This is a genomic window from Staphylococcus sp. EG-SA-15, from assembly GCF_017151895.1.
GTDB classification, from domain to species: Bacteria; Bacillota; Bacilli; order Staphylococcales; family Staphylococcaceae; genus Staphylococcus; species Staphylococcus aureus.
The window spans coordinates 1-441 of sequence record NZ_JACVZN010000082.1 but is presented as its reverse complement, the minus strand read 5'-3'; the positions used below and the strand labels follow the sequence as shown (position 1 = coordinate 441).

The following is a 441-nucleotide window of genomic DNA, read 5'->3' as shown; positions in this document are numbered from 1 at the left end:
CCTTATTGGAGCAACGTTCATGTACATCATCACCATCAACCATACGAAGACCGAGACCCGCACAACGATGGCCGGCGTCTTGGCCCTCCTGAACGCCGACAAATCGATTCCGCGCAAATTCACCGCGGACTCGTTCACTGTACATACCGTCGAAAATGGTCCAATCCCCGTCGTTGGTCTGCCACGCGGCCGAATCGGGCTGCGTCCCGACGGCACGGTGCACGAGATCCTCTTGCACGTGATCACCGAAGTCGAGCGGATCATCCTGAAACCGGACGGCAAGCTGCTGCGGCCCTACGAGGTCAGCTTTGAATCCTGGGAAGCTGTCCTTGCCGCAAGCGCGCTGGCCTACGAGAGCGAATACCTGATCGATCCTGAACGCCTGAAGGAGGGCTCGCTTTTCTCGGAGTTCCAAGTCGAGAGTCCGCAGCGCTTCATCAC

Annotated in this window: 1 protein-coding gene; it reads left to right on the top strand. The window is 58.5% G+C overall.

Annotated elements, in window-relative coordinates:
- Positions 1-19 precede the first annotated feature (19 nt).
- A partial coding sequence (locus tag IDG64_RS14420) for a hypothetical protein (protein ID WP_206171361.1) occupies positions 20-441 on the top strand: 422 nt, incomplete at its 3' end.